This window comes from Corynebacterium minutissimum (genome assembly GCF_000805675.1).
GTDB classification, from domain to species: Bacteria; Actinomycetota; Actinomycetes; order Mycobacteriales; family Mycobacteriaceae; genus Corynebacterium; species Corynebacterium minutissimum.
In genome coordinates, this window is record NZ_JSEF01000004.1 from 124883 (window position 1) to 147735 (window position 22853).

The following is a 22853-nucleotide window of genomic DNA, read 5'->3' on the forward strand; positions in this document are numbered from 1 at the left end:
CGCCTCGTTTCGGTGCCTATCGAATGACATAAATGTAATTATTACCCGTATAGGGGTAAAATCATTCACAGCATTCACAGAGGTTCGAAATAGTTACACTAGCCCCTCGCGTATAAAACACTGTCATCTACCTGCTGATTAGTCGGTGACGGTCAACAACGGGTTGGAAAAACTTTGGAAACTTGTTGCGTTTGACTGGAAAGAGCGACAAAACTCCGATAATCTTGCCTTCAGCGACAAAAGCTGCACTACTCGTTGAGAATGTGAAGATCATTCATAAAGAACGATTGCTAGCGTCGCCCTACACGACGGTTATCGTAAGATAATTTTCACAGTCCGACCTCAACTCTCATAGGGGAATTACATGTTCAAGAACCGTGTTCGCACCGCCGCTCTCGCAGGTGCTATCGCAGTAGCCACCGGTGTTTCCGGTGTTGCAGTCCCGGCTTTCGCTGAGGACACCACCACCACCAACATCCAGGGCGGCGGCTTCAACGAGCCGGACGCATCCCTGGCCAAGGATGTAGAAGCTAAGAACGTCACCGAGGCTGAGCTCCGCGACCGCGTAGCTGCAACCGACCACTACATCGTCAACAACAACCAGTTCCGCGAGCTCTACGAAGCTGCCGCTGCTGCTAACACCGACGGTCTCGACCGTTCCGAGCAGGCAGACCACAAGGCATACCAGGCTGCAGCCAACGAGGCTACCAAGCAGCTCGCACAGGCTGAGAAGAACGTTCAGGACGCTCGCGCTTCCGTAGCTTACGCACTGGAGAACGACAAGGGCGCTGACAAGGCTTGGGCTAACTACGAAGAGAAGGCCTTCGACTACAACAACACCGTTACCAACATCGCTGGTGGCAAGCGCTACCCCAAGGATGGCAACGATGCGGGCAAGCTCGGCCTGCTGGAGAGCGACCTGAACAAGGCTAACGCATTCGTTTCCAACAAGGTCAACGACGAGGACAAGTCCAACCTTCCGCCGCTTGAGGCTCCGAAGCTGAACCCGGTCGACCCGGAGGACTTCAAGTCCGTGCAGGATACCCCGGAAGAGAACATCAAGATCTTCAAGAAGACCATCGAGACCTACAAGGAGCGCCTCGACTACGCTGGTTGGCGTAACGCTGATAAGAACGAGAACAGCTACATCACTCGCGACTATGTTCCGCTGCTTGAGCAGCTGATCGCTGATGCTGAGATGCTCTTGGAGCAGCTCAAGGAGGACGGTGCAGCCCTGGAGGAGGCTCGCAAGGCAGCCCTCGAGGCTTCCCGCGGTGCTCAGGGCGCCGACATCCTGGTTCGCCAGGGCTACCTGGACCAGGCTCACGCTCAGGTTCGCGTTCTGCGCGCTATGGAGGCTGAGTTCGCCATCGGTGCTCGCGTCCTCGAGCTGCGCGAGTCCGACGACAACGGCACCGTAGTTGTTAACGGTGAGCAGAAGACCCTCCGCGAGGCTTACGCTGAGCTCATCGCTCACCAGACCGGCATCGTGTCCATCGCTAAGCAGAAGAACATGGAGACCTACGAGGCGCAGGTCGCTCAGTTCAAGGGCTTCAAGGAGTGGGCTTCCGACGAGGCTAACTTCGATGGCAACCGTATCTGGACCCCGCAGATCCCGGCTGACTTCGCTAACCCGGAGAGCCCGTGGGGCAACACCGAGGTTGCTGTCTGGGACGGCGGCACTGACCAGGAGCGCCTCGACTACCTGGCAATGAAGGTTGCAGCTCAGCAGCTCTGGTTCGGACCGAACAACTACAACCTCGAGTACGAAGAGGCTTACCGCCAGGTTGTCAACGCTGACAACGGCGTTCAGAAGGAAATCGCTGACTCCCAGGCTGCCGAGGAGCAGGCTAAGAATGAGCGTGAGCGTGCCGAGCAGGAGGCTAAGGACCGTCAGCGCATCGCTGATGCTCTCGAGAACCTTGCTGGTGGCGACAACGGCAAGGACGGCGACAAGGGCTCCGATGGCAAGGACGGCGACAACGGCTCCGACGGCAAGGACGGCGACAACGGCTCCGACGGCAAGGACGGCGACAACAACAAGAAGGGCGACAAGGGCTCCGCTAAGGACAAGCTGTCCAACAACGGCAAGCCGACCCCCCTCGCTATCTTCGGCATCGTTGCTGGTGTTCTGGCTGCAGTTGCTGCTGCCTTCCCGGCAATCGCCAAGGCTCTGAACATCAAGCTCCCGTTCTAATTCCCGGTAGCTAATGTCACTCCGCCTCTAACGGAGTAAGCCAATAGAAGTGCCCCGCCATAAGGCGGGGCACTTTTTGTTTTCTGATAGAAGACGCTTCAGTTGACTCCTCCCAGTGAAAACTGAAGGCTCCAACCGTAGTGGTTGGAGCCACTTTTCGTTGTAGGTTAAGTACTTAGTAGTTAATGACTCCAGAATGGATGCAGTGAAACTGTCGCCAGTTAACGATTTAGATACTGCCTTCCCGCTTCCGGGTTTGGGATGAGGCGGTCGAGGCTGACTGGCTCGAGGCCTTTGGCGCGGAGGCCGTCGATGACGCAGTCGGTGGCTGCGACGGTGGTGGGGTGGATGTCATGCATGAGTATGATGGCGCCTGGTTGTGCGCCGTCGACGGCAGCACGGCAGACGTGGTCGGTGTTGCGGTCTTTCCAGTCGAGCGTGTCGACTGACCAGAGTGCTTGGGCTTGGCCATTGGCCTGTGCGGCTTTGTAGACGGTGTTGTTGGTTGCGCCATAGGGAGGGCGGAGCCAGCGTGGGCTATCGCCGGTGGCTGCCTTGATGGCGGCAGCGCCTGCTTTGATCTCTCCGTCTACCTGGCCTGCCGGTAGTTTGTCCAGTTCGGGATGTGTGGCGGTGTGGTTGCCCACGGTATGGCCTTCGGCCTTCATGCGGCGCAGAAGCTCAGGATGCGCGTAGGCCTTGGGAGCGAGCACCATGAAGCTTGCATGCGCGTCCTTGGCCTTGAGGGTATCGAGCACTTGGGCCGTGAGTTCACCGGGACCGTCATCGTAGGTGACGGCAACGCAGTTAGAACACGCCGCGTCCGCTACGGACTGGGAGTGCTGGTTGCTCTTGTGGTGTTTGTCCGCGCCTTGCTTGTTATCTTTGGCTGATGGCTTCTTCTTGTCTTTCGATCTGGGCGCTTGGGGGCGTGAGGAGCCGGCGAAGATGGGGTTGTTCTGGAGCTCCTTGGGAAGGGCATTGTAGGCGTCTTCCTCGATGCGGTCGATTTCCTTCCGGACGTCGGCAGGCACTTGCAGTTGTGGCGCCGGGATTCCCGGTGCGGGGAGCTTGGGGAGCTCAGCTGCGGTAGCAACGCTGGGCAGTGCGGTAGAGACCGCGAGCGTGAGGGCAGCGAGCGAGTGTGTGAAGAATCTAGTGCGACGCATGACAACCTTCTCCGGAGACAATTTGGCCCCTTATTCTCACTCGCATGCTGTGGCAAATGGCCTAGTGACACGCAACTAGAGTGAAATTAGTTAAGTTGTGTGGCGTGTGAGGTTTAGACGAAGCGCTTGGCTAGGACAATGTGGCCCTCGCGTTCGTTGACCGGCTCAAAGCCCAGGTGTAGGTAGAGGCGGTGGGCGCGGTCATTGTCTTTGGCCACGGAGAGAGAAATGCCGGGAGTGTTCATCTCACGGGCGAGGTTGGTGGCGGCGTCGATAAGCACGGTGCCCACACCTTGGCCGCGGAAGCGGGATTCGACTGCGAGGGCAAGCTCGGGAATGCCCTCAGCCACGTGACCAAAACCGTGGCGCTCAGCAGTGCCCCAGTTGAGCCATACACCACCGGCGGGTACGTGGCCCTCCCAGGCGACGAATCCGCCCCGTGAAGGTTCCCAGTCGCCGAGGTAGTAATCAAAGCCCTCCTCAAAACCATCGGGAAGGGCTTTGTGCTCATCACCAAAGGTATCGGCAAGGAAGTTGAGGCGGGCAAGGTAGGTGCGGTCGGCTTCAGTCAAGGGGAGAAGATGCATGAGTCCATGGTAGGACGAAGCACACGGTTGCCCCCCAATACTTAGCTGCCGTGCTCCCACTGTGCATAGGCTTTGGCGTAGCGGCCGTTCAGTGCGATGAGCTCGCCGTGGGTGCCGTCTTCCACGATTTGGCCTTGTTCCATGACGATGATGCGATCGGCCTCACGGGCTTGGTCCAGGCGGTGGGCAACGACGAGTGCGGTGCGACCTGTGGTGACAGCCTTGGCGGAGTGCTCGAGAACCTCAGCATGCTCGGAGCCGGCTTCGGAGGTGGCCTCGTCCATGATGAGCACCGGCGGCTGGCGCAGGATCATGCGGGCAAGGGAGAGCTGTTGTTCGGCTTCCGCGCCGATCTCCTCGTGACCGGCACCGATGAGGGTGTCGAGGCCCTTGGGCAGCCAGCGGGAGTGCTCGTCCAAACCTACGGTGTGGAGTGCCGCCCAGAGGTCTTCATCGCTGGCACCGGGCTTGGCCAACAGAAGGTCATTGCGCAGCGTGCCGGAAAAGAGGTGGACTTCCTGGGTAATGAGCGCGACGTGTTCGGTGATCCACGTGTTGGGGACCGTGGCAGTGTCGATGTCGTCGAGACTGATGCTTCCCTGGGTGGGGTATTGCAGTCCGGCGACGAGGGACGCCAGGGTGGATTTACCCGCGCCGGAGGTGCCCACTAGGGCGGTGGTGGTTCCGGCGGTGAGGGTAAGGGAGACGTCGCGAAGCACAGGCGCGCCACCCGGGTAGTTGTAGGAGAGGTTTTTAATGGTGATGGTGGGGGCGTGGGTCAGCCGAGGAGTGTCCTTGTGTTTCGCGTTCTTGCCCTTCTGTTTCGCACCGGTGCTGGCGGCGTCCTCGAGGGTGGCGAGGGCCACGGCGCGACCGAGGGAGGTAACGGAATGCTGGATTTCGCCGGCGAAGAAGAGGATGTTGAAGACGTGGACTTCTAGGCGCATGACGAGCAGCACCGCGGCAGTAGCTTGGCCTTGGGTAAGCCAGCCGGCCATGACCATGGGCACGGACATGGCTACTGAGCCCAGCAGCAGCACGCCGAAGGCGAGGGCGCCTTGGCCCACGATGCGGTTGATGAGCGGGACCTTATTACCCCAGGCCTGCACGGTGTCCCAGGAGTAGCGCTCCATGCGGGTATGCGCCCAGTCCTTAAGCGTGAACTGGCGGAGGGTTTCCAGTGCGCGGATGGTGTCCAGCAGTACGTTGTTGCGGTAGGCCTCCACCGAGGAGACTTCGTTGGCCACGGCGGGGATGTCCCGCATGGTGCCGCGGATGAAGGGGTAGAGCAGGCAGCCCACCGCGATGAAGAGCAGGGCATAGGCAGGGTGGATGAACACCATCATGACTGCTGTCAGCGGCAGCATGAAGAGGGTCAGCACGAGGCGGTCACCCATCATGGAGATGGTCATCACCACGGTATCGATGTCCTTGGATAGGCGCGTGATGACGTTGCCGGTGCCCAGTTCCATGACGGCGGGCACGGGAGCGCCGAGGGTGGAATCCAGCGCTGAGGTGCGCAGATCCACCGACAGGCGGCGGGTCGTGGAGGTGACCAGGTAGCGGCCCACGGTGCGGCCGGTGACCTCCACCAGGTAGCCCACGCCAATGACGATGAGTGCGCCCACCATGGCGTGGCGCCCAGTACCGAGGACGGGTAGTTCGACGCCTTGGATGATGTCGACGACACGGCCAAGGAACTGGGAGACCAGGTTCATCATGACGACAGTCACGGTAAACAGCCCAAAGAAAAGGGCGATGCCGAGCCTGCTGGGCGAACTGGGCAAGGTCTTGAGGAAGCGCAGGCATTCCTGCGGGGAGGCGGGGGCCAGGGCATCGGCGCGGTCTTTGGTGGTGGTCTCGTGTGCAGTGCTCATAGTTCCACCACCTCATCAGCGTTGGCGGCCCACGTGGAGGCAGACGTGATGACCACGGTTACCTTGCCAGTGCGCAGGTCACGCACGCGCTTGGCCACATCCGCCAGGGTCAACGAATCCAGTCCCGTCGTGGGGTTATCCAGGACGAGGACATCAGGGTCGAGCGTGAGCGCGCGGGCAAGTGCGACGCGTTGGCGCTGGCCACCAGAAAGGTTGAGTCCGGCCTCACCGATGGGAGCGGAGGGCAGCTCACCGTTGGGGCCGAAGCCACCGAGACGGATAACGATGTCCTCGCAGGCGGAGGCGTGGAGGGCGTCGTGAAGCTGCGCGGTGCTAGCGCTGCGGAGGGGATCGACGTTGTCCTCTAGGGTGCCCTCCAGCACGGAAATGCGGTGCGGCGGGCACAAGGCGCCATGGTCGTTAAGGTAGCGCACCCAGGAGTCCACGGTGTCGCGACCTTCAGTGGTGGTGGGCATCCACACGTGGAGGCCAGGGGAGAGCTCGATGGGCGTGCTGGTAGCTTCGGCGGTATTGGTGGAGAGGTCACTGAGTAGTTCACCGACGCGTTCCACGGAGGCCCGCGCCCTGGCCCAGTTCTCAGTAAGTAGGCCTAGGGAGACTCCCAACACGGTCAGTGCCGGCGGCACTAGCATGGTAATCGCCATCATGCCGCCGGGGGCAATGCGACCCTCAAAGGTTTCCCAGGAGGTCCACGCGAGAATTCCCACGGCGAAGGCGGCGGGAACCATCTGACGAATCCATGCCATGAGGGATGCACGCTTCGCCTCTTTCAGCATGGCGGTCAGCGCGTCCTGGGCGGCATCGGAAAAGCGCTGGCGGGCAATGTCCTTGGCGCCCAAGCCTTTAATGACGCGGGAGCCTTGCGCAAAGTCCGTGGCGAGGGAGAGCGCGGTGTTTTCCAGCTGACGGCGGCGCGCAGCTACCTTAGTCAGTGGTTTTGCCGTGGCCCAGGACGCCAACGATGTGGCGAGCGCGCCGAGGAGGAGCGCGCCGGAGACCTGCCAGGAAATCGGGGCGAGGCTAACCATTGCGCCTAAGAGGTAGCCCACCATGACCAGCGGGAAGTTGAGGATTTGCTTGAGTTGACCAATGTAATGCGAATCCTCATCCATCGTGTTGAGCAGCCGGCCCGGATTGATCCCGGCGGTGGAAGCGTCCAACAGCTTATCCAGCAGATTAAGGCGCAGCGTGTGGGTAGTGCGTGCCTGGCTCAGATCCGTAAACGCATCCGCCGTGGCTTCGCAGATGTAGGCGATATAGAGGATCGCCGCTGTGGCCGCAAGCGGCAGGGCTACGGTGCGCCAGGAGGGATCGGAGAAGGCATACTGCGTGGTCTGGCCGATGATCACGGAGACCAAGGCACCGAGCGGAGCGTTGATAAAGGTGGCAATGAAGATGCCGATAACGCCGGTGCGCTGGGCACCGAGCAGCCGCCACGTGGCTTGAGCAGAGCGGGAGAAGTCGGTGGTGGCGGTGAGAGAAACCTCCCCCGTGGAAGGTTCATCGGGGAGGTACCACGACCACGTCTTCATGCGTGGATAGTGAGTCATAAAGACTCATACTATAACCCCGCAGCGATATAGGGTGACTTAGATAACAGTGCTAGGCGAGGTGGTAGTTATCCACGTCGTAGCCGTTGAACTCGCGCTCCACGCCGTAGTCGTCAACAGACGTGAACTGGGTGCCATTTTCAATGGCAAAGCGCAGGTTATCTACGCGGGAGGAGGGGTCACCCGCGACGGCACCTGCGGGGAAGTAAAAGGTGTCGCCACCTTTGAGCTTGACGATGAGTGATTCGAAGCTCATGTCCTAATCTCCTTGGGGGTGCTGCTACCACTACAAACTCCAGCGCGACAACAACGCGCGGGCACCGATCGTCGGCCGATCGATGGAAGTCATCGATCGATTCAAGCAGGTCGCGCGCGCGGGGGCAAAGCAGTGAGATCAAGACAACGAAACCCTCTCCCCCAAAGTCGGGGGAGAGGGTGACGTGACGTGTGAGTTAGGCAGGGCGGCTTAGCCTGCGAAAGGATTAATTCTCATCCTCGGTGCGCAGGCGGTGCTTGCCCTCAGATTCGTGGTCATCGGTAATGCGGGAGGTGTCAACGCCCTCGCTGTCGGCGTTGCTGACCTCGATTTCGGTCTCCACGGCGTCCTGGATCGCGGTTTCTTCCTCGCGGTGCTTAGCCAGCTGCTCGTCGAGGGAACCCAGCAGCTCCTCATCGCGCTCGACGACGCCATCCTCAGCCAGGTCGGAGCCTTGCGACGGGACCTTAGCGTCATCTTCGGTGGTGGAGGTGTAGACCAAGGTGGAGCCCTGCGGTGCAGACGTAGACGGGGTGGTGAAGTCCTCCACGCGCGGCGGAACCTTGGATTCTTCCTTCTTCTGGGTGAAGAAGTAGTACACACCACCGGCGATGGCGGCAATAGCGGCCACGAGTGCGGAGATGAGCCATACCTTCGAGCCCTTCTTCTCCTTGCCGGTGGCCTTGCGGGCCTTCTTCTGGACCTGAGCTGCCTTCTTACGGGCCTTCTTGTCTGCCTTGGTGGCCTTCTTTTCAGTCTGCTTGCGCAGCGAGGCGGCCTTCTTTTCGGCCTGCTTCTGTGCCTTGCTTAGGCGCGTGGAGGCCTTGTCCTGGGCGTCTTCAGCCGCAGCGGCCAGCTTCTCGGCGGTGTTTTCGCTGCGCTCCTTGAGCTCCTCCAGGGCGCGCTCGAGGCGGGAGTGGGCAGCCTTGGTTACGGCACCAGCCTCACGGCGGGCCTCCGGGAACCAGTCTTGGTCGCGCTCGTCCATACGTGCGGCGGCGGTTTCAAGAACGGAGTAGGCCTCGCGGGACTTTTCCTCGCGGTAGTCCTGGAAACGGTTCCACAGGGAGGAGGCCACCTGGACGGTGGTGGACAAAGCGGTGGAGTTCATCGGGAGTGGTTCTCCTTTTCGTAGCGTGTGTTAGGGGAGGAGCGGTGTTATTTCGCTGGGTACTCCCTTTCAGCGTAGTGGCGCCGGCCATGCCCCGCCACTGGGTGTGGGGAGCGCCAAGCAGTACGGCCAAAATAGACAGCTTTGTACGGATCGGGAATATTTTATTCACCTTGGGTTGCGGCTAACGGTGCAGCTGGCCGGGCTAAAAAGGTATGACCAATAAGTAAATGCTTCCCGTCAAAATGGACAGCTTGGTACGTTTTCATCAACAGCAACGAAGACTTACCCCGATAACCTGCAGAGGAGGTGGCTATGTCCCCGCGACTCTCCGCGTCCGCGCCACTAGACCAAATCAGCGAAGATACACCAAAGCGCCTCGAGCGCACCGCTCTCTCCTTTGAAGTGATCCCGCCGCGTCACGACGCCGATGCCGCCAAGATTGACCGCCTGCTCGCCACGCTGTCCGCGTATAACCCGGACTACATCGCGGTGACCAGCTCCCAGCGCTCTGGCTGGCTTAAGGGCACCGCGGCGTTCATTGAGAAGATTTCCCGCGATACCGCGATGCGTCCACTGGCTCATCTGGCCTGCACCGCCGGTACTGAGCAGGAGCTCATTGGCTGGATCGACACGCTTGTCGACGCCGGCGTGCGCGGCCTCCTCGCCCTCCGCGGTGACCTCCCCGAGGAGGGCATGCCTGAAGGCCACCTGCCGCATGCAGACTCCCTCGTCCGGCTTATCCGCCGCTGGGAATCCGCCCGCGTGGCGCGTTTGGCTGCGGGCCGCTTGGCGGTCGGTGTGGCTTGTTACCCCAACGGCCACGCCGAGTCCGCCACGCCGGACGAAGATATCGACGTCCTTTTGGCCAAGCAGCGCCTCGGCGCGGACTTCGCCATAACCCAGCTTTTCTTTGACGCGGAAGATTACGTTCGCTTTGCCCAGCGCGCCCGGCTGGCGGGTGTGCGCATTCCGCTCATCCCCGGGATCATGCCTATGACTAGTCGTGCTCGGGTGGAGCGAATGTGCCAGCTGTCCGGGCTGGATGGGCCGACAAAGGTCCTTGACCGGCTCGCGGCAGCGACCTCATCCGAGGAAGAACAAGAAATAGGCATGCAGATTACAGCCTCATTGGCGCAATCCGTGCTGAACGCCGGTGCCGATGGACTGCACATCTACACGCACAACAACCCTGACATTACGACTGACCTGCTGAATCGAATTGGAGTCACCCCATGACCGCATCCTTCCCTAAGGCCACAATTGAGGGCTACCCCCGCGTTGGCGCTCACCGCGAACTCAAGCGCGCGCTGGAGTCTTACTGGTCCGGCAAGATTGACGCTGAGACTTTCGAGTCCGCAGCACACTCCCTGCGCCTCGACACGTACGCTCGACTCAAGGAGCTGGGTCTCACTGAGGATTACGCCATCCCGGCCGACGTCGCCTACTACGACCACGTTCTCGAGACCGCGCTGACCGTGGGTGCGGTCGAGGGCGAGAGCCTCGATGACGAGTTCACCCTGGCCCGTGGCAACAAGGACACCGCGCCGCTGGAGATGACCAAGTGGTTCGACACCAACTACCACTACATCGTTCCGGAAATCACCGATGACCAGCCCTTCACCGCCCGCCCGCAGCGCGTGCTGAAGATCGTGGAGGAGGCCCGCGCGGCTGGCCACACCGTGCGCCCGGTTCTCGTTGGCCCGGTGACCCTTCTGGCCCTGTCCAAGCAGGCTGAAGGCGCTACCACGCAGCCGCTCGACCGCCTCGATGAGCTGGTGGAGTCCTACCTCACCGTGCTGGAGCAGCTTGCCGACGCCAACGTGGAGTGGATCCAGTTGGCCGAGCCGGCCCTGGTTGCTGACCTCGCCGCGGCTGACGACGCCACCCTGGCCGCTGCCCTCAAGACCGCCTATGGCCGCATCCTCGCCGCGGAAAAGCGCCCGCAGGTCTACCTGACGTCGCCTTATGGCTCCCTTAACGCTGGCCTCGACGCCATCGCTGAGCTTAAGCCGGAGGCTGCCCAGGTCGATCTCTCCGTGGGTACCTTGGCTCTGGACAACTCCTACCTCGAGCGCGTAAAGAAACTCGCCGAGGCAACCCACCTCGCCGCCGGCCTCATCGACGGCCGCAACGTCTGGGCCGCGAACCTGCGCGACCTGCGCGAGAAGCTCGAGACCCTGGGTGAGGGTGTTACCGTAACCACCTCCGTCTCTCTGCAGCACGTCCCGCACACCGTTGAGGCAGAGACCTCCCTGCCGGTGGATGTTGCTACGTGGTTCGCCTTCGCTGACGAGAAAATCCGTGAGGTCGTAGCACTCGCCGCCGGCCCCCTCGACGCCCCTGAGGCCTATGCACAAGCCGACCGCGCTGTGCGTACTCGCGCCGAGTCCTCTCGTACCCACAACCAGGCAGTTCAGGATCGCACCGCGCAGCTGCCGGAGGGCCAGGTCCAGCGCCAGCCGGAGTTCGCTGAGCGCAACAAGGCTCAAGAAGCCCTCGGCCTGCCGCAGCTGCCGACTACCACCATCGGCTCCTTCCCACAGACCTCTGAAATCCGTGCCGCCCGAGCCGCGCACCGCAAGGGCGAGCTCTCCGATGCTGACTACACCGAAGCCCTGCGCAACGAGGTGAAGTCCGTCATCGAACTGCAAGAACGTCTCGGCCTCGACGTCCTCGTCCACGGTGAGCCGGAGCGCAACGACATGGTGCAGTACTTCGCCGAGCTTCTCGACGGCTTCGTCGTCACCGAGAACGGTTGGGTCCAGTCCTACGGCTCCCGCTGCACCCGCCCGCCAATCGTCGTTGGCGACATCTCTCGCCCGAAGGCCATGACTACCGAGTGGGCGAAGTTTGCCCAGTCCCAGTCCGAGAAGCACGTCAAGGGCATGCTTACTGGCCCGGTGACCATCCTGGCTTGGTCCTTCGTGCGCGATGATGTTCACCAGTCCGTCTCCGCGGACCAGCTCGGCGTCGCGCTGGCCGACGAAGTCCGCGACCTCGAAGAGGCCGGCATCGACATCATCCAGATCGATGAGCCCGCCCTGCGCGAGCTGCTGCCGCTGCGCGAGCAGGACCGCAAGACCTACCTCGACTGGGCAGTTCGTTCCTTCCGCCTCGTAGCACTCGAGGCTAAGCCGACCACGCAGATCCACACGCACCTCTGCTACTCGGAGTTCGGCCAGATTATCGACGCCGTCGCCGGCCTCGACGCCGACGTCACCTCCATCGAGGCGGCCCGTTCCCGCATGGAGCTCCTCGAGGACATCGATGAAAAGTTCCACTCCGAGATTGGCCCGGGCATCTATGACATCCACTCGCCGCGCATCCCGTCCGTGGCGGAGATGGCCGAGCTCATCCGCGCCGCTCTCAAGAACGTGCCGGCCGAGCGCCTGTGGGTCAACCCGGACTGCGGCCTGAAGACACGAGGTTACGAGGAGACCGAGGCCTCCCTGCGCAACCTAGTCCTCGCCCGCGACGAGGTCCGCTCCAGCCTGTAGGCTCAAATCCTCTGGTTTAAACCTCTGAAGAGGTTTAAACGAAGTTCATCGCCGTGAGCTCACTGAGCGCGGCGATGTCTCCGTGTCCACTCCTATCGAAGTGCAACGCCGTGAGCCCCGCCGCCCGTGCGCCCACCACATCGTTGGCGAGCGAATCTCCCACCATGAGAGTGGAGCTGGGCTCCACATTCAAACGTCGACAAGCTTCGAGATAGGCCTCTCGGTGCGGCTTTGGCTTAGTCATCTCCACAGTGGGGAAGAGCTCGATCCCAGGCAGGTCGAGCCCGCCTGCGCGTAGTTTGCTCTCCTGCATATCTCGCGCCCCGTTCGTCAGCACACCGACCGTGAGACCTAAATCCAGGACGTACTTCAGTACCTCCTGTGCGCCGTCCACCGCGCACCAATGCTTCTCGTACGCAGCCAGGTACGTGCCATATTCTGCGAGCGCCTCCTGCTCCGTCATCTCTGGCCGGCCCAGAAACTCGCGGCAACGCTCCACTCGTTGGCCTTGGTGGCTTACTTCGCCACGCTCGTACGCGGCGAACCACTTCCTTTCTATTTCGGCAAAACGCTCTTGATGCCCGCCCGGAAGCCAGTCCTCCACCGCCGCATGCATCGCGGCGGTGTGGTCCATGAGGGTGTCATCGAGATCGAAGAGAATGGCGCGGATCATGCTTGTAACCCTACGCAGATCGCTGACAGCGTCGCGCCGGAACGACGCGCTGGGCGAAATTTCCATACAATGGCAGGCATGACTCAGAAGACCGCAACTGCAACGATGCACACCAACTACGGTGACATTGTTATCGACCTGTTCGGTAACCACGCACCGGTAACCGTTGAGAACTTCATCGGCCTGGCCAAGGGCGAGAAGGACTACACCACCCAGAACGCAAAGGGCGAGCAGTCCGGCCCGTTCTACGATGGCGCTATTTTCCACCGCGTCATTGACCAGTTCATGATCCAGGGCGGCGACCCGACCGGCACCGGTCGTGGCGGTCCCGGCTACCAGTTCCAGGACGAGTTCCACCCGGAGCTGCAGTTCGACCGTCCGTTCCTGCTGGCCATGGCGAATGCCGGCCCAGGCACCAACGGCTCCCAGTTCTTCATCACCGTGGCGCCGACCCCGCACCTGAACAACCACCACACCATCTTCGGTGAGGTTACCGATGCCGCCTCCCAGGAAGTTGTGTCCAAGATTGCGAAGGTCTCCACCGACCGCATGGACCGTCCGGCTGAGGACGTTGTTATCGAGTCCATCGAGATCGCCTAAGCGTTCTTAACTTTTCACTCGAGCCCGCTGCCACAAGATGTGGTGGCGGGCTTGGTGCGTATAAGGAGCTTGTGTGAAGAACTATTTGAAATCAGCACCGGCCACCCTGGTGCTCATGGTCTTGTGCATCGGTGCCTGGCTGGCCACGGCCATTCAAGGCTCGTCCCTCTCTACGCCTTACTATCGCAGCATCTTGGCCCAAGACTGGACGCTGTGGGGCCCTGAAGTGTCCGAGCACCCCACAACTGTCATCACTGCGGGCTTTATGCACCTGGACGCCGGGCACCTCCTGGTCAACATGGTGATGCTGCTGTTTGTGGGCAGGGAAGTAGAACGCGCCCTCGGCAGCGTGCTGTATGTGGCGGCCTATCTCATCTCCATTGTGGGCTCTTCCGCTGCAGTGCTGTGGATGGACTTCGGCACGCCCACGGTGGGCGCTTCCGGCGCTCTCTTCGCGCTTATGGGCTTGCTGATCGGCGTGTACCGCAGCCGCGGTCTGGATCTGCGGGCACCCATCGTCCTCGTGGTGGCCAATGTCATCTACAGCTTCGTGGCGGAGAACGTCTCCGTGTGGGGGCACTTGGGCGGTTTGCTCACAGGACTGTTGTTGGCACCATTCCTCTTTCACCAACGCACGTGGCTGCGCTGGCTGGGGATATGGCTTATCGCTGTCGTGGTAGCCGTGTTGGCGGCGCTGCGAGCTGGGCTTTGGGGATAACTCGGGCGTGTTATCCACCAAAACCTTTGTGCGAAAGAATTCCACATAAGTTATCCACACTGTGGATAACTACATTTTTGTAATTTACCGAACGTGTGCACCAAGATTTGCCCAGATCAGCAGGTAAATCGCGTTCGATTGCAGTTTTTAATCGCCCTGTGAGGAGCGTGAAAACACTTATCCACAGGCTGTGGACAAGGGTTGTGAAATTCGATTTTCACAGAGTTATCCCCACCCTGTGGATAACTTTGTACCCACCGTGTTAACAGCTCTACGGTTATGGGATGGTGTTTGGAATTGCGTACTTTCGAATAGCGGTTGTCTATGTGGAATTCCCAAAGGTGCTCATCGAAAAAAGATCGCACCCTAGTTAGCTCACCACTCCTGCGCGAAAGGCCCAGATCACGAGCTGTACTCGCGAACTAGCTCCCACTTTGGCCATCGCAGATGACAAATGAGTCTTGACCGTCGAGGGCTCCAAATACAGCTCGCGCCCGATTTCGATGTTGGTCAATCCTTTGCCCAGGGCCCGTACGCACTCGAGTTCGCGCGGCGTGAGTAGGGATGAATCTACCGTGGCCCGCGCTTTCCGCCGACCAAATTCCGCAATCACCCTTTTAGTAACCGCAGCGTCGACCATGCCTTCACCTGAGGCCGCGTGTTTGACGCCTTGAATGAGGTCGGTCATTGGGGAGTCTTTCAGCATGACGCCACAGGCACCGGCTTCGAGGGCGCCAAAGACGTATTCGTCTAGGTCAAAGGTCGTGATCACGATGACTGCTGGGGGATTGTCTTGCTTGTTAATCTCCGTGGTCGCGTAGATACCGTCCCCGTCAGGCATACGGATATCGAGGCACACCACGTCAATGTCGCGTACCCTTGCAGCCGCTATCGCCTCATTTCCAGAAGCTGCCTCAGCCACAACTTCGATCTCTCCGGTGGCCTCGAAGATTGCCTTTAATCCCTGTCTGATCAGAGGTTGGTCATCAACTAACAAGACCCGAATCATGGCTTCCTCCAGGTAATGAGCACCAGCCAGCCATCTTCGGTAGGTTCATTGAAAGCGGTTGCACCGACAGCTCGGGCGCGCTCTTGGATGCTGATGGTGCCACGGCCCGTGGGGCTATGTGTGAAAGTGCCGCGGGTGATTATCCGCAGTTCATCATCGCTCAGCATGACATCAACAGGCGCGCCTGTTGCATGTTTGCGGGCATTTGTCAGAGCTTCTTGGGTGATTCGATAAGCCGCAATCAACTCGCCCTCCGACAAGTGGGAAGTGTCCGAAAACGTTACTACCTGTCCCAGAGCGCGAACTTCCGAAATTAGCGCAGGTAAATTTGTAGGCTGAGGGATGCGGTGTATTTCGGCATCGGAAACCGAGAGCTTGCCAACGGTCGCGCGGACATCCTGGAGTGCCTTCGTCGTCGACGAGGTCACGTGTTGGAGATGTTCTTTGGCAGCGATGGGGTTGACATCGATGCATGCCTGTGCGGCTTGAGCTTGGATGGCGATGGCTGAGAGGTGATGGGCGGTGGTGTCGTGAAGCTCTCGCGCAATGCGGGCGCGCTCCTCGACAATGGCGTTTTCCTCAGCGAGTTCTGCTTGACGGGCAAGGGATGCGGTGAGCTCACGGTTATTGCGGACAGCGAGTCCAATAGCAAAGAGCACTATGAGGGGGAGTATCCAGCCCAGGGCTGTCAGCAGAGTAAAAAGTGGAGGCTCGATTTCTCCCAGCGGTGGCATGACAGTGGCGCGGAGGATGCCGACAATGAGACCCGAGATAATGAGGGTAATAGTGTCGCGGGTTTTTGACTTCGTGTGCAGCGCTAGCGAAAACGCAGCCACCGAAGCAGCGATGCCGTTGTAGCCGAGGCTGTAGTCTGCGGTGACGAGACAGTAGAGGGACCACACGAGCTCAGTAGAAGAAATCGCGAGTAGCACGCTTAAGGGGAATCTACGGCGCCACAGTAGGAGGATGCCTTTGGCAATGATGGCAACAAGAATCAACCAGTACTGCGCTGGAGACAATGCGGTATTGAAGGGGGTTGGTTCCATCGAGCTAGCCACCAGGAACCCAACGAGGTCAAGGCCTAGAACGATGACAGCGAGAGCGATGTCTCTGGCTGAAAGGCGATTCATGTAGCCCATGTTAAAGATTTGCCCGGTGAAAGCGGGTGAGCCCAAGTCCCATACTCACAACCGACCAGCCGGTAAGTACAGCAATACCCACCCATGGATTCATAGTCTGCGTTGGCCCCTGTCCACCAGCAATTGACACAGCAGAAGAAGGAAGCCAACTGTAAAGATACGGTTCCCACCCAGCCATGACGCCGATAGTTCCCAGGATAACTCCTGCCATTAACACTGCGACAATAACGCCGATGGCTGGACCGATTTTCTGTATGGCTAATACGACACCGATGATTGCGAGGGTTAGTAGTAGCACCGCCAAGCTGCCTCGAAGCCACATGACGGCGACATCAGAAGCAGAAGCAATCAGAGAAACATCATTCATCGGAGCCGCAACCAGTGCGATCAGTGAGTTAAGAACACAGGCTCCCGCGCACACTAGGAGGACGGTACTAAGTACAGCCGCGATCAAAGAACGCACCCATTTCATACGCGAACCAGCGCCAACCACCTTCCACACCACTGCACCGCTGGAAAATGGGTAGCTAGCTGCGGTGATTGTGAGTGCAACAATGGCGATGAGGAAGATTGAAATGCCTGTCGACTGGCCAGAACCTGTGATGTCGAGGGCGGCCAATTGGAAACTGGACGTCGTGGGATCGGAGCCGTCGATCAGCGCCTGAACTTGTTGGCCCGTAGGACTGTCACCGACTTGTGGCGGGTCAATTTTCAAAAGGAACGGAAGTGCCCACTGCAGGACAGCGCCGATGCCCGCCATCATAACTGCGAGTATGGCGACAATCAGCACGTTCGGGAGGTGGCGAAGGGTATAAAACTCGGATTTCATGTCTAGCCCTTCGTAGCGTGGGCGAAGTAGGTGGCTTCAAGGTCGGGGATTTCACTTAGAACGCCTGTGAATGTGGTGTGACCACGAGAAATGATGACTACGTCGTGGGCGACTGCGGCTGCTTCAGCCAAATGATGGGTTGCCATGATAATTGCCTTCCCACGGGAAGCCTCCGCACACAAGACTTCGCCTAACCAGCGAATGCCGTCAGGATCAAGACCAGAGGACGGCTCGTCCAAGATGATGATGTCGGGATCTTGTAACAGAGCTCCTGCTAGCGCTATACGACGCTTCATGCCTAACGAGTAAGTTTTGAGCTGCCGGTCGCAGCGGTGCGACATATCTACCAGCTCTAAAATCTCTTGTACCCGATGCTTATCGACGCCATATAGCCTCGCCATTGCTTGGAGATGCTGACGCCCGGTGAGACTGGTAACGAGGCCGCCATCGTCGAGGAGCAGCCCGATGGCGCCATTGATGTGCTTCGTTCCGGTGGCTTTCACCAAGCCGAGGGCAGCCCGGAGCGTGGTGGATTTGCCGGCGCCGTTCGGACCAAGCAAAGCGGTGATCCGTCCGGGCGATGCCGTGAGGTTCGCGCCGTGGACAACCTCATGTTCGGCGAAGGAGACGGTGATGTCTCGAGCAGTGAATACGGTGTTCATACCTCTGACGATATTGATCAGGGGCATGAGAAACATCGCCTAAGCAGGCAATCTTTTGCCTCCGCCATTTGGGGGAGAGGCCCGTTAATCGAGTAGAGCGCGGTACTGCTTGCGGGCCTTCATGGAATGAATGATGGTCTCGGTCCCGTCGTCCCAGATAAGAACAACGAGCTCAAGTAATCTCATTGAGCCGTCGAATCCGAGGCGAAGCTCTCGCTGTGGGTTCTCGTCGTCGAGTGGCGCTTTAAAAACACAAGTTGATGTTGCTGCGGTTACGGAATCCTCCGGCTTGATGCCGTGTTTTGTGGCGCTCCGGCGAACCTCCATTTAAATGGCTCTTCTTAGTGCTTCACGGATTGCCTGTGACCTAGACCATCCATGCGCTGTAGCATACTTATCCAGGTCTGCAATTTCATTGGGCGAAAGGCGAATCGAGACAATCTTTGCGGCTTGGTTGTCGCGGGGTTTCCGCCCCCGAGTGCGAAGGGTCTCCACGTCATAACCATTTTCGGCTTCCATTACCCATTCATCAATTTGCTCTTCGCTGATCGGCTGTCCATTGATAGTCTTCATAACCGTAATCGTATTACGAAAAGGGGTTCTGTCGCTAGAGTGAAATTCGGACTAGGAGCCAGCGCCACCCAGAATCTTCGTCACCAGGTTCAGGCGCGTGCTGGCGCCGAAGATGGTGATGAGGCGAGAGACGTGCTTCTTCACTGCGGACTCGGAATAGCCGGTGGCGGCGGCGATCTCTGAGTTAGAGTTGCCGGCGAGAAGCAGCTTGAGAACGGCAATTTCCGCCTCATGGAGGTCGTGGCCCTCAATGGCGGCAGCGACGGGATCGCGTGGGGTGGCGGGCTCGCCGATGTAGTCGACCAAACGGTGCATGGCGGCCGGGGCAATGACGGTGCCGCCCTCTACAGCCGAGCGAACAGCCTCGATGATGGAGCGCGGGCGCTGGTTCTTTAAGATGTAGCCAGCACCGCCCGCGCGCAGAATCTTGAGCATTGTGTCATCCGAGTCGAACGCGGTCACCGCCAAAAATGTGGGCGGGTTCGGCGCGGAATTAAGGTGCTTCAGAAGGGTGATGCCATCCATTTGCGGCATGTGGATATCAGCCAGCACGAGGTCCGGCTCGACATCCTCGATTTGTGCCAAGCAATCTGCACCATTGGTGGCCTCACCGACCACTGAGATGTCGTCGGTGGTCTGGAAGTAGAGGCGGAAAGTCGACCGGACGAGCTCGTCATCGTCGACGAGGAACACCCGAATGCTCATGGGAGATATGTGGTCGAAAGGAACAGGTGGGGCGTGGTCTTAGCCTCCGCACCACCAGCGCTCCGGGCTGGTGGAGCAACGGAAGTGGTCGGCGAATTCGGCGCCATACGACCTGTAGAAGGTGAATCCGGTGGATTCGGAAGCGGTGGTGTTTTCGGTGGTTGCGGTGGGTTCAGACGCACCAGCTACTGGTGCGGAGAAAAGGGCCAGTGCTGCAGCGGCCGCGGCGAGGGAAGTGCGCATGTTTTACCTTTAATATTCAATGTTCGGTGATTACCGGGCCACTTTACTATATTTTTCTCAGACAGGCAGCAGGAAGCGATAGGCGTGTGACCCACTGATCAGCCTCTTTCCCGCTGCCGAATGTGCCATGAACCCTCCGCACTCGGCGGGCGATCTCACTCAAACCTAGGCTGGTCGTCATGAACTGACGCGATTGCTGTGCGGCGATCGAAGACGTGATGTGCACATCAATATTCTTAGAAGTGCTGTTGGCTTCGATGCTCACGCGTGACTCGGGTTGGGCATATTTGAGAATATTTACGGCAAGTTCAGAGAATACGAGGGAGAGCTTCTGCGGTAGAGCAAGCTGACCCGTCTTTCCCAGATTGATGTCCGTCTCGCATATGAAGCCGTGGCTCGATAGGAAGCTCACCATGGTATCGAGGTCTTCTTCGACCGACTTGATACCTTGAGTGACGCTTTCATTCTTCATCACACGCAGAAGATCGCGCACCTCACCCATTGCCCGGCGGGCGTCGTCGGCGATAGCTTCCGCGGAGTCAGCTGCGGAAGGATCCGTTTGGGTCAGCGCTAAGGTCTCCGAGCGCATGACCACGGAGGTCAAGGTCGCAGCTACCGAATCGTGAAGGGCAGTCATGAGAGCCTCGCGCTGCTCGGCGGCGCGCTGCTCGGAGGCAAGACGCTGGTCCCGGGTTCTGCGCAGTGCGGCGCCAATGCCGATGGCCACCGCATATAAGAGAAGCGGAAGCGAAAGGTTAAATGGATCGAAGTCAGGGAGGTAGTTGTTCGACGGATCTGTAGTGATGAAGTACGTGTACACCACCGCCAGGGGAACTGCCCACAACCAGCGCTTCTGAAACGCCACAATGCCCACAATGACGGGGCTCCACGCCAGGAATAGGAAAGAGCGCCAGTCGGGGCACCACATGGCGAACGCAAAAAGCGCACCGTACCCGCAGGCCGCCACGAAGGGACGTCGGATAGCCAGCGGCGTCACGCTGACGCCGAGGCCTGCGAGTAGGAGTGCGCCGGGAGTAAGGAAGTTTTTGTCCACCGTGACGGTGAGCATCACTAAAATGATGCAGCCGACACCGGCGACGCTATAGAACCGCGAGGAGTTCATCGCTTCCGTGTTTTAAGCGTGAAAAACTAACGCCAACCCATCGTCATGAGCAGACCGATGATGGCTAGGCCGAAGCCGATGCCGTAGTTCCACGGACCCAGCTCCTGCATGAACGGGATGGACTCGCCGGCCAGGTAGTTCACCACGAGCCACAGCAGGCCAATGAGCATGAGGCTGAGCATGATGGCGATGTACCACTTCGGGGTGCCCTCAGAGTTGATCTTGACCGGGGTGCGGTTGGTAGCAGAGCTGGAGGACTGTGGGAGTGCGGAGCCCTCCGTCGTGATCTTGGACTTTGGCATTTCTACACCTTTAGGTAGGGGGTTTTAATCTGTGGGATACCTTAGCAGCTACGGCGAAAAGAGCTATTGCGGAATCAACGCGGACGGGTCGAATTCCCAGAAGCGGACGTCGATGGTGGCGTCCTTGCGGATGGCATCGCCGCGCTTGACGGATGCCCACCCAATCTTGTCGCTGTCGATCGGGTTAGACGTAGGAATGCGGTCACCCACCTCAAGGGTGCCGGACCAGCCCTTCGCACGCAGCGCGGACTCGGCTTCACCCTGAGTGGAGTGCACCAGGTCCGGTGCCTGAATCAGCATGCCGTTAGAGACCTCAACGGTGACCGTGCTGCCCTTGGGGAGCTTTTGGCCCTTTTCGGAGACCTTGATGACTTGATTCTCCGGCAGCTCAGAATCCACCGAATGCACGTTGACCTCAAAGTCCATGGAGCTGAGCATCTCCACGGCGCGGTCGCGGTCCATGCCGGATACGTCCGGGACGCTGACATCCTTCTGGCCCTTGGACACCGTGATGTGGACCTTTGAACCCTTGGACAGCTGCGAGCCGCCGGCCGGGTTCTGCGAGATGATTTCGCCCGTAGGTGCATCATCGTTGACCTGCTCGATGTCTTCCTTGAGTTCCAGGGAAGCCTCCTCCAGTGCCTGCGTGGCCTCTTCCACGGTCATACCGGTGAGGTCAGGGACCTCAGTAATCTCCTTACCAGAGGACACGGTCAGCGTGACCGAGGACTTCTTCTGCAGCTCAGAGCCTTCCGCTGGGTTGATACGGATGGCCTTGCCGCGCGGAACGTCAGGACTAGGCTCCTCATTGACTGTGACGAAGAGACCGAGCTTCTCCAGCTCCTCCACGACCTCGTTGCGTGGGCGGTCCTTCACCTTGGGCACGACGACCATGTTGGCGCGTTGCGCGGCTTCGTGCTGCGCCTGTTCACGTTCGCGGGCTTCCTGCTGGGAGCTCTGCCAGAAGTCCCAGGCAAAGTAACCGACGATGGCGATAAGCGCCGCCGCGAGCAGGGCCGCGAGCCACTTCAAGCCGCCGCCGCCCTCGTCGTCTTCGCTCGGCCTTGTCGACGCCACCGGCGCACGGTGCTGCGCTGACACCGGGGCCACCATCGTGGTGGGGTGATCTTCATCGTTGACGTGCGAGCGCGCTGCCTCGGGCAGCTGGCCTTCCGCCAAACGCTCCAGGTCATCGCCCATTTCCCAGGCGGACTGGTACCGGTCCGCTGGGTGCTTAGCCATGGCAGTGAGCACCACGGCATCGAGGCCAAGGCGCTGCTTCTCAGACAGATCTTCTTCAATGAACTCCGAGGGAGGGGTCGGGTCCTCCTGCACGTGCTGGTAAGCCACTGCGAAGGGAGTCTCGCCTTCAAACGGGGTGCGGCCAGTCACCGTTTCATACATGACGCAGCCGAGCGCGTAGACGTCAGAGCGGGCGTCGGCCGGCTTGCCGCGGGCTTGTTCCGGGGAAAGATACTGCGCGGTGCCAATGACCGCAGAAGTCTGCGTCATCGCGGACGTGGAATCATCGAGGGCCCGGGCGATGCCGAAGTCCATGACCTTCACCTGGCCGGTGTTGGTGAGCATGATGTTCGCCGGCTTGATATCGCGGTGAATAATGCCTGCTTCGTGGGAGGACTGCAGGGCATCTGCTACGGGTTTAAGGACGCGCGCGGCTTCGCCCACCGGCAACGGCCCGTCCTCACGAACGATATCGCGCAGCGTGCGGCCTTGGACGTATTCCATGACGATGTAGGGCACCATCATGCCGTCGACGTCCTTCTCACCGGTGTCGAACACGGCCACGATATTGGGGTGGTTGAGCTTACCGGAATTCTGGGCTTCGCGGCGGAAACGTTCACGGAAGTTGACGTCGCGCGCCATGTCGGGGCGCAGCATTTTGACGGCGACGGTGCGTCCCAAGACGGTGTCTTCGGCCTCGTAGACTTCAGACATGCCGCCGGTGCCGATGGACTGGCGGAGGTGGTACCGATCACTGACCATGGTGG

Annotated in this window: 23 protein-coding genes; 5 read left to right on the forward strand and 18 right to left on the reverse strand. The window is 59.8% G+C overall.

What is annotated here, in order from left to right:
- Nucleotides 1–364: 364 nt before the first annotated feature.
- Entirely contained in the window at nt 365–2197 is a 1833-nt protein-coding gene (locus NX84_RS12300; RefSeq protein WP_052319606.1) for a collagen-like protein, read from the forward strand.
- 221 nt (nt 2198–2418) lie between these two features.
- Here the strand turns inward: NX84_RS12300 and NX84_RS01320 are convergent, their stop codons facing one another.
- From NX84_RS01320 to NX84_RS01345, 6 genes are all read right to left on the reverse strand, one after another.
- Nucleotides 2419–3366 (reverse strand): polysaccharide deacetylase family protein, encoded by a 948-nt coding sequence (locus NX84_RS01320; RefSeq protein WP_039672958.1) that lies wholly within the window; start codon nt 3364–3366, stop codon nt 2419–2421.
- 113 nt (nt 3367–3479) lie between these two features.
- Nucleotides 3480–3953: a GNAT family N-acetyltransferase gene (locus tag NX84_RS01325; RefSeq protein WP_039672960.1), complete on the reverse strand. Its 474-nt coding sequence runs from the start codon at nt 3951–3953 to the stop codon at nt 3480–3482.
- Between the two features lie 41 nt (nt 3954–3994).
- Nucleotides 3995–5830: an ABC transporter ATP-binding protein gene (locus tag NX84_RS01330; protein WP_039672961.1), complete on the reverse strand. Its 1836-nt coding sequence runs from the start codon at nt 5828–5830 to the stop codon at nt 3995–3997.
- Nucleotides 5827–7401, reverse strand: a complete 1575-nt coding sequence (locus NX84_RS01335; RefSeq protein WP_039672963.1) for an ABC transporter transmembrane domain-containing protein — start codon at nt 7399–7401, stop codon at nt 5827–5829. The genes NX84_RS01330 and NX84_RS01335 overlap by 4 nt, the downstream gene beginning before the upstream one ends.
- Before the next feature lie 52 nt (nt 7402–7453).
- Nucleotides 7454–7657, reverse strand: coding sequence for a hypothetical protein (locus tag NX84_RS01340; RefSeq protein WP_039672965.1), 204 nt, complete (start codon nt 7655–7657; stop codon nt 7454–7456).
- A gap of 226 nt (nt 7658–7883) precedes the next feature.
- A complete protein-coding gene (locus NX84_RS01345) occupies nt 7884–8768 on the reverse strand; it encodes a hypothetical protein (RefSeq protein ID WP_039672967.1) in 885 nt (294 codons plus the stop codon).
- 315 nt (nt 8769–9083) lie between these two features.
- On the opposite strand from NX84_RS01345, the gene NX84_RS01350 reads away from it, so the two are divergent.
- Both NX84_RS01350 and metE read left to right on the forward strand, forming a co-directional pair.
- Nucleotides 9084–10007 carry a methylenetetrahydrofolate reductase gene (locus NX84_RS01350; protein WP_039672969.1) on the forward strand — a complete coding sequence of 308 codons (924 nt, stop codon included), beginning with the start codon at nt 9084–9086 and terminating at the stop codon, nt 10005–10007.
- A complete protein-coding gene (gene metE, locus NX84_RS01355; protein ID WP_039672971.1) occupies nt 10004–12268 on the forward strand; it encodes a 5-methyltetrahydropteroyltriglutamate--homocysteine S-methyltransferase in 2265 nt (754 codons plus the stop codon). Before NX84_RS01350 ends, metE begins: the two co-directional genes overlap by 4 nt.
- 34 nt (nt 12269–12302) lie before the next feature.
- Here metE and NX84_RS01360 read toward each other — a convergent pair whose 3' ends face one another.
- Complete coding sequence (locus NX84_RS01360; protein ID WP_039672973.1) at nt 12303–12941, reverse strand: HAD family hydrolase; 639 nt, start codon at nt 12939–12941, stop codon at nt 12303–12305.
- A 69-nt stretch (nt 12942–13010) separates the two neighbouring features.
- Between NX84_RS01360 and NX84_RS01365 the strand changes: the two genes are divergently transcribed.
- Nucleotides 13011–13541 carry a peptidylprolyl isomerase gene (locus NX84_RS01365; protein WP_039672975.1) on the forward strand — a complete coding sequence of 177 codons (531 nt, stop codon included), beginning with the start codon at nt 13011–13013 and terminating at the stop codon, nt 13539–13541.
- A gap of 73 nt (nt 13542–13614) precedes the next feature.
- Nucleotides 13615–14259 (forward strand): rhomboid family intramembrane serine protease, encoded by a 645-nt coding sequence (locus NX84_RS01370; protein WP_039672976.1) that lies wholly within the window; start codon nt 13615–13617, stop codon nt 14257–14259.
- Nucleotides 14260–14629: 370 nt separating this feature from the next.
- Here NX84_RS01370 and NX84_RS01375 read toward each other — a convergent pair whose 3' ends face one another.
- The 11 genes from NX84_RS01375 to pknB form a co-directional block, all read right to left on the reverse strand.
- On the reverse strand, nt 14630–15268 hold the full coding sequence (locus tag NX84_RS01375; protein ID WP_039672978.1) for a response regulator transcription factor: 639 nt from the start codon (nt 15266–15268) through the stop codon (nt 14630–14632).
- Nucleotides 15265–16398 (reverse strand): histidine kinase, encoded by a 1134-nt coding sequence (locus NX84_RS01380; protein ID WP_169744694.1) that lies wholly within the window; start codon nt 16396–16398, stop codon nt 15265–15267. The genes NX84_RS01375 and NX84_RS01380 overlap by 4 nt, the downstream gene beginning before the upstream one ends.
- A gap of 10 nt (nt 16399–16408) precedes the next feature.
- Nucleotides 16409–17236 carry a hypothetical protein gene (locus tag NX84_RS01385; protein WP_039672982.1) on the reverse strand — a complete coding sequence of 276 codons (828 nt, stop codon included), beginning with the start codon at nt 17234–17236 and terminating at the stop codon, nt 16409–16411.
- 2 nt (nt 17237–17238) lie between these two features.
- Nucleotides 17239–17898: an ABC transporter ATP-binding protein gene (locus NX84_RS01390; RefSeq protein ID WP_039673277.1), complete on the reverse strand. Its 660-nt coding sequence runs from the start codon at nt 17896–17898 to the stop codon at nt 17239–17241.
- 84 nt (nt 17899–17982) lie between these two features.
- On the reverse strand, nt 17983–18225 hold the full coding sequence (locus NX84_RS01395) for a hypothetical protein (RefSeq protein ID WP_039672984.1): 243 nt from the start codon (nt 18223–18225) through the stop codon (nt 17983–17985).
- A complete protein-coding gene (locus tag NX84_RS01400; protein ID WP_039672986.1) occupies nt 18226–18471 on the reverse strand; it encodes a ribbon-helix-helix domain-containing protein in 246 nt (81 codons plus the stop codon).
- Nucleotides 18472–18522: 51 nt separating this feature from the next.
- On the reverse strand, nt 18523–19176 hold the full coding sequence (locus tag NX84_RS01405; protein WP_039672988.1) for a response regulator: 654 nt from the start codon (nt 19174–19176) through the stop codon (nt 18523–18525).
- 39 nt (nt 19177–19215) lie between these two features.
- Complete coding sequence (locus NX84_RS01410; RefSeq protein ID WP_039672990.1) at nt 19216–19419, reverse strand: hypothetical protein; 204 nt, start codon at nt 19417–19419, stop codon at nt 19216–19218.
- A 46-nt stretch (nt 19420–19465) separates the two neighbouring features.
- The gene (locus tag NX84_RS01415) at nt 19466–20542 is read right to left on the reverse strand and encodes a sensor histidine kinase (RefSeq protein WP_039672993.1); all 1077 of its coding nucleotides are present in this window, start codon (nt 20540–20542) and stop codon (nt 19466–19468) included.
- Nucleotides 20543–20568: 26 nt separating this feature from the next.
- Complete coding sequence (gene crgA / locus NX84_RS01420; protein WP_039672995.1) at nt 20569–20844, reverse strand: cell division protein CrgA; 276 nt, start codon at nt 20842–20844, stop codon at nt 20569–20571.
- A 63-nt stretch (nt 20845–20907) separates the two neighbouring features.
- Nucleotides 20908–22848, reverse strand: coding sequence for a Stk1 family PASTA domain-containing Ser/Thr kinase (gene pknB / locus NX84_RS01425; RefSeq protein ID WP_039672997.1), 1941 nt, complete (start codon nt 22846–22848; stop codon nt 20908–20910).
- Nucleotides 22849–22853 lie beyond the last annotated feature (5 nt).